The sequence below is a fragment of the Enterobacter sp. ZOR0014 genome (genome assembly GCF_000798855.1).
GTDB lineage: Bacteria > Pseudomonadota > Gammaproteobacteria > Enterobacterales > Enterobacteriaceae > Enterobacter > Enterobacter kobei.
Map to the genome: position 1 here is coordinate 1 of NZ_JTLF01000210.1, position 5,784 is coordinate 5,784.

4 protein-coding genes are annotated in these 5,784 nt (G+C 55.6%); all 4 read right to left on the reverse strand.

Annotation, left to right across the window (positions count from 1 at the left end; translation table 11 throughout):
- Positions 1-73 precede the first annotated feature (73 nt).
- Entirely contained in the window at positions 74-340 is a 267-nt protein-coding gene (locus L977_RS25240; RefSeq protein WP_047625775.1) for a PAAR domain-containing protein, read from the reverse strand.
- A 16-nt stretch (positions 341-356) separates the two neighbouring features.
- Positions 357-2,729, reverse strand: a complete 2,373-nt coding sequence (locus L977_RS11240) for a type VI secretion system Vgr family protein (protein WP_047625776.1) — start codon at positions 2,727-2,729, stop codon at positions 357-359.
- On the reverse strand, positions 2,726-5,380 hold the full coding sequence (gene tssH, locus L977_RS11245) for a type VI secretion system ATPase TssH (RefSeq protein WP_047625778.1): 2,655 nt from the start codon (positions 5,378-5,380) through the stop codon (positions 2,726-2,728). Before tssH ends, L977_RS11240 begins: the two co-directional genes overlap by 4 nt.
- Before the next feature lie 168 nt (positions 5,381-5,548).
- A partial coding sequence (tssD, locus tag L977_RS11250; protein ID WP_047625777.1) for a type VI secretion system tube protein TssD occupies positions 5,549-5,784 on the reverse strand: 236 nt, incomplete at its 5' end.

The window sequence follows — 5,784 nt, forward strand, 5'->3', positions numbered from 1 at the left end:
CCTTTCGTTGTGCATAATCCCTGGCATGCCATATTCACGTCCTTTTTCTATTAAGCCTGCAAAAAATGCATATTTAGCGGGTGAAAAAATGAGAACCTGCGAACACTTTATGATCGGAACACTGGCAGAGCACACGGTCCTGATCCTTTACAAGAAGTATGCCATTACTGACAATACTCACGGCAGTTGCCTGAATGGGAAATGTTCCTTTGCAAACAGTACAGATGGCTTTATCATTATTTTGCGCCACCTGTTTTCCCTCACTGAAATAATTTGCAGTTGCAGAAATTATTTTTCCATTACTCGTCCTGTCTCCCAGGACAGCTAATTTTATAGTCATCTCTATTCCTCACATATTAGCTAAGCATCACCACGGCCCCTTGCTGTTGGGCGGCAGAAATGACCCCAGGTTTGCAGCCAGAAGATAACGAAAGCGTTGAATTTAAAGTTTCCGCAGACTGTTGTTGAACAGCAATACATTTCAACGTTACGTTTTTGCCAGTACCCACTTCCACCCCTGCATCACTTAACCGTATAAATGACCCTCCGCAAACCAAAACGATTTCTTTCTTAGCTGAGATAACAATACTATTCTCTGAACTGGCGACAGAAAGCTTTTCTTTAGCAAATAAATTCAACGCGTCCGATTGTGCCTGAATATCGACTTTGCCCTCGGAGGCATACATCTTTATTCCCAATTTGTGTGCGAATAAGCTCAGAATATCGCCCACTGCGAGAGTAAATTTTTTGGCTATGCTAATGTCAGTATTTTGACCAGCAGTAACAATTATATTTTCCCCCGCCGAGACTTGTACACTTGCTGGGGTGACCTGCGCAATTCCAGAAGGGGCAGACAGAAGTAACGCTTGCTGCTTAAGATCACTAAGCGTTTGATTCATTAATGTTGTCTGCTTCTCAAGGTCGGCTAATTCCGCCTGAGCTGCCTGAGCTGCGTGACGTAATCCAGAAGTCACCTCTCTTGCAGCATCAAGTTCTTTGAGCGCAGCCTGCATTTCGCGCTGTAGCCCCTGCGCTTTCGCCTGACCGTCCGCCGAGATAAAAATCCCTTTCTGCGCCCGGATGGCGCCCCAGCTGTCCGTCCGGAGCTCAAAACCCTCACCGCGCGGTTGTTTTTCAGCATCCACTAAATGCCCGAGGTTCAGCTGGCTCTTGCCGCCGTACTCCGTGCTGACCTTGATGTGCTCTTTCCCGCGCTCGTCATCGAGGCGGATTTTATTGTTCGCCGGGGTACGCAGCACGTTACGCTTATAGTTGCGGATGGTGACGTGGTCCCCGTGCGCCGAGTCGTGCAGCACGCCGGTAATGTACGGGCGGTCCGGGTTACCATCCTCAAAACCAATCGCCACTTCGGTACCCGCCAGCAGCGGCAGATGCAGGCCATAAGTGTCGCCTGCATACGGGCGGGACTGGCGCACCCACAGGCTCTCGAACCCGGTCTCCCAGTTATCACGGTCAAACAGCATATTGACGCGATAGCGGCCGTCCTTATCAATATGGCCGTAGGTGTCATTTTCAGTGGTGCTGGTGACGCGGGCCGGCAGGGTACCCGCCATCACCGGACGCGGGCCCGGCTCCGGGCGGAAGCTGAAATCTGCACTGTCCGGAATACCGTCAAAATGAATGCAAAAATCTTCATCCCGCCGCGCATGGCTGCGCATCGCCGTGATGACCACACCTCGGGCAAACACCTCTGCCACTTCATACCCGCCGGTGACCTTCAGCACCTGGCCGGGAGAGAGCGCCGGGCTGCTGGTGATGGCCCGGGTCTGCGTCTGACCATTCAGGTAGCGCTCATGCCGGATTCGGGCATAAAACGCCCCGGACTCGGGTGCCGGATGACGCTCATACGCGATGCCCGACGTCAGATAATTGTCGGCATAGTGGTACGCTTCCCCGTAAGTGGTCGTATCCCCGCGGGTCACATCCACCTGCGCGTTCATGTCCTGCGTGGCCTGCCGATAGTTGTAATCCCGGGTGCTGACCTGCTTCTGCACCACGCTGTGATGGCACTCCATCCCCCACACCGCGTCCACGCCCTGCGAGTGCTGCCCTGAAGGCGGGACCGACGGCAGGGTCAGGCCTTTCTCATACCCCTGCTGACCGTCGTAAAACTCCACCACGTCGATGTTCAGGCGCGTGTCGGTGGTGAAGCGGAACCAGATACCCACCTCACCCAGCAGGCGGGTAATAAAGTGCAGGTCGTTCTCGCCGTACTGCATCACCTGCTCGCGGCGCGGGTACTCTCTGGTCAGCGAGAACAGAAAATCCTGGCCGCGCATGCCGTGACGCTCGCGCAGGATTTTTTCCACGATTTGCGGGACCGACATGTCCTGGTAAATCGCGTTCTGGTGCGAACGGTCCAGCAGCGCCAGGCGTGGCCGCAGCGTCAGGGCGTAATGCGTTTCATCCCTGGACGTGCCGAGCCGCTCAAAACCGGTCACCACGCCCTGAATCACCCGCAGCGGCTGCTGTATTTTGATGCCGTAACCCTGGTCAACCGGGGCCTGCAGCGTCAGCGAGCCGGATTTCATCAGCATCATCTCTTTGCTGATGCCGTGGTCGCGGCTGGTGAATTCAATGCGGTAGCGGAACGGTCGGCTCAGGGCTTCGTCGCCGTCAAAGGCCAGCACGTCGGGTTCTGCCTCACAGCCTTTCACCGCCAGAAGGTGGTGGTTGTGGCTGTATCTGATCGGTGGAGTGGTGCTCATACGCAGTCTCCCTGTAGCCAGTCAAACGCCAGGCCGATCCCCTCCTCTTCGCTCCAGCTGAGGCAAAGCGACTTTGGCTTTTGTTTTGCGGCCATGTGAGAGAGCAACTGCTGACTCAGCACCGGCAAAATCTGTTGATTCAGCAGACTGTCGACGTTGCGCGCGCCCGTATCCGGCAGCAGGCAGGCTGCCGTCAGCGCGTCGTAAAGGCTCTCATCGATATGTGTGGCCAGACCATAGTGACGGTCTAAACGCCTGCTCACCTGCGACAGCTTCATTTCAACAATGGTGCGCATAGCTATCTCGTTGAGCGGTCGGTAAATCACGGTCTGGAAGCGGGCCAGGAGTGCCGGCTGGAAGTGGTCGCGTAATATCGGGCGCAGCAGTTCGTGCAGGTCGCCTTCGGTGGCGTCTGGCTGTTCTTCCAGCAACTGCATCAGGTGGTCACTGCCGAGGTTGGAGGTCATCAGAATAACGGTATTGCGGAAGTCGATTTCACGACCTTCCCCATCACGCATAAAGCCGCGATCGAAGACCTGATAGAACACATTCATGACATCGCGGTGGGCTTTTTCCACTTCATCCAGTAGCACCACGCTATATGGTCGTTTTCGCACGGCTTCGGTCAGAATACCGCCCTGACCGTACCCGACATAGCCCGGCGGCGAGCCTTTCAGCTGCGAAACCGTATGCGGCTCCTGGTATTCAGAAAGGTTAATCGTGATGAGTGACTTCTCGCCGCCATACATGACATCGGCCAGCGCAAGCGCGGTTTCAGTTTTCCCGACACCACTCGGCCCCACCAGCAGGAATACGCCCTGCGGGCCGTTCTCGGACGTGAGGCCCGTTTTTGCTGCGCGCAGACGCTGAGCGAGGGCCTTAAGCGCCGTATCCTGCCCGACCACGCGCTTCCCTATTTCATTTTCCAGCGTCAGCAGTTCGGTTTGCTCATCTTTCATCAACGATGACAACGGCACACCTGTCCAGTCGGCTATCACGTTGGCTACGGTGCGTACATCCACATCCAGAGAGAGCAGCGGGTTACCGCGCTGCATCTCGTTAAGCTCCTGATGCAGCTGGTGAGTCTCGCTCTGGCGCGAGATATCCTGACGGCTTTCGAGCAGTTGAGCGGTCAGCTTCAGTTCCTGACCGTACTGGCTTTCGAGTTCATCGAGCGCCACTATCAGGTTTACCTCTTCCTGCTCTATCGCGCTCAGACGTCCAGCATGACTCTGATTGCCAATCGCGATATCTTCCAGCAGCGCCTGCGTCTCCATGTTGAGTGCGGTGATAGATGCGCGATAACGAATAAGCTGCTCCGGAACCGTGTCGATGCTCATGCGTACGCGGGCGGCAGCGGTATCCAACAGATCCACCGCTTTATCAGGAAGTTGACGTCCCGTCAGATAACGGCGCGACAGGGTAACTGCGGCACGAACCGCATCATCGGTAATGTGCACGTGGTGATGTTCGGCATAGCGGGATTTCAGGCCCCGCAGCATCAGGCAGGCGGTATCGTCATCCGGCTCATCGACTTTTACCATCTGGAAGCGGCGCTCCAGGGCTGCATCGCGCTCAAAGTATTGTTTGTATTCAGACCAGGTGGTGGCCGCAATTGTCCGCAGTTCACCACGCGCCAGCGCGGGCTTCAGCAGGTTGGCTGCATCCGCGCCACCGGCCTGGTTGCCAGCACCGATGATGGTATGCGCTTCGTCGATAAACAGCAGAACGGGTGCCGGGGACTGCTGTACTGCATCAATAACGTTTTTCAGACGCTGTTCAAACTCCCCCTTCACACCCGCGCCCGCCTGCAGCAGGCCGAGGTCAAGCGTACGTAGCACCACGGTTTTGAGCGATTCCGGCACATTGCCTTCGGCAATTCTGAGCGCCAGGCCTTCAACCAGTGCGGTTTTGCCCACGCCCGGCTCGCCAACCAGAATCGGGTTGTTTTTGCGTCGACGGGAGAGAATGTCCACCATCTGACGAATTTCGGTGTCACGACCAAACACCGGATCGATTTTGCCTTCTTTCGCCTTCGCAGTGACATCAAGGGTGAATTTATCCAGCGCATTCTGCAACGCAGGGTTGAGTTCTCCCTCTTTTACTTCTGCCCCCACAGGGCGCCCGACGAACTCGACTTCTCCACCATGACTTTGCGCCAGTTCCGCTTCCTGCTGCACTTCCGGACGTTCATCTGACTGCGCATCAAACAACGGTCGAAGACGCTCAAGCTGACTCTGGCCCAGGGTCAGCAAAGGCCACAGACCGTTGCAGCGCACCAGGTTTTGTTTCTCAACCAGTGCCATCAGTAAATGCACACTGCGGATATGTTCTTCACCCGCCAGTGAGGCTATCAGCCAGGCTTGCTGCATCAGAGACTGGATGTTTTCTGAAAGCTGCGGCCGGTGGCGTACCGAGCGCGGCTGTTTATCCAGCCAGCCCAGTAAATCCTGCCAGATGCCGTCCATATCCCATTCGTAGCGGCGAGCCAGCACCGTCAGGTCACCTTCCCCCTGCTCCAGCAGCTTCAGCAGCCAGTGCTCCGGCAGAATTTCTGCATGTGCGCGAGTCTGGCAGAGCGAAGCTGCACCTTCCATTGCCCGCGCGCAGTATGGATTAAGACGTCGAAGGAGGATTGCCGGGTTTTCCATATTGGTTTTACTCACTGTTGTGGACCTTTCGGACACGCTACCGCCCCTGGCCGTTACCGAGGCCCATAAGGTCTGTTTCCGGGATGTGATGTTTTCTTTGCTCAGCGCCCGCAGCGGCAGACGTTCAGCAAAGAGAAAAGCGGACAGGAAAACCTGCCCGCTTGCGACTTACGCAGTAGCGCGTTCGTTCCAGGAATCGGAATGAATGATGTTGCCGTCTTTGTAGGTCCAGGTGATTTTTTCGTAACGCAGTTCAACGCGCTCAAGGTGGTTGTGCTTCTCTTTAGAAGGATCCTTAACGTCATACATTTCAGGATTCACCTTCACCACCTTCACGTTTTCCAGTTTGGTGTTGAAATACTCCACTTCCTGGCCCGCGTCGTTGATTTTGTACCACTTGAATT

What these genes read in the sequence shown, in the direction of transcription:
- L977_RS25240 (WP_047625775.1), bottom strand. Translation starts at nt 340, where the DNA reads ATGACTATAAAATTAGCTGTCCTGGGAGACAGGACGAGTAATGGAAAA.
- L977_RS11240 (WP_047625776.1), bottom strand. Translation starts at nt 2,729, where the DNA reads ATGAGCACCACTCCACCGATCAGATACAGCCACAACCACCACCTTCTG.
- tssH (WP_047625778.1), bottom strand. Translation starts at nt 5,380, where the DNA reads ATGGAAAACCCGGCAATCCTCCTTCGACGTCTTAATCCATACTGCGCG.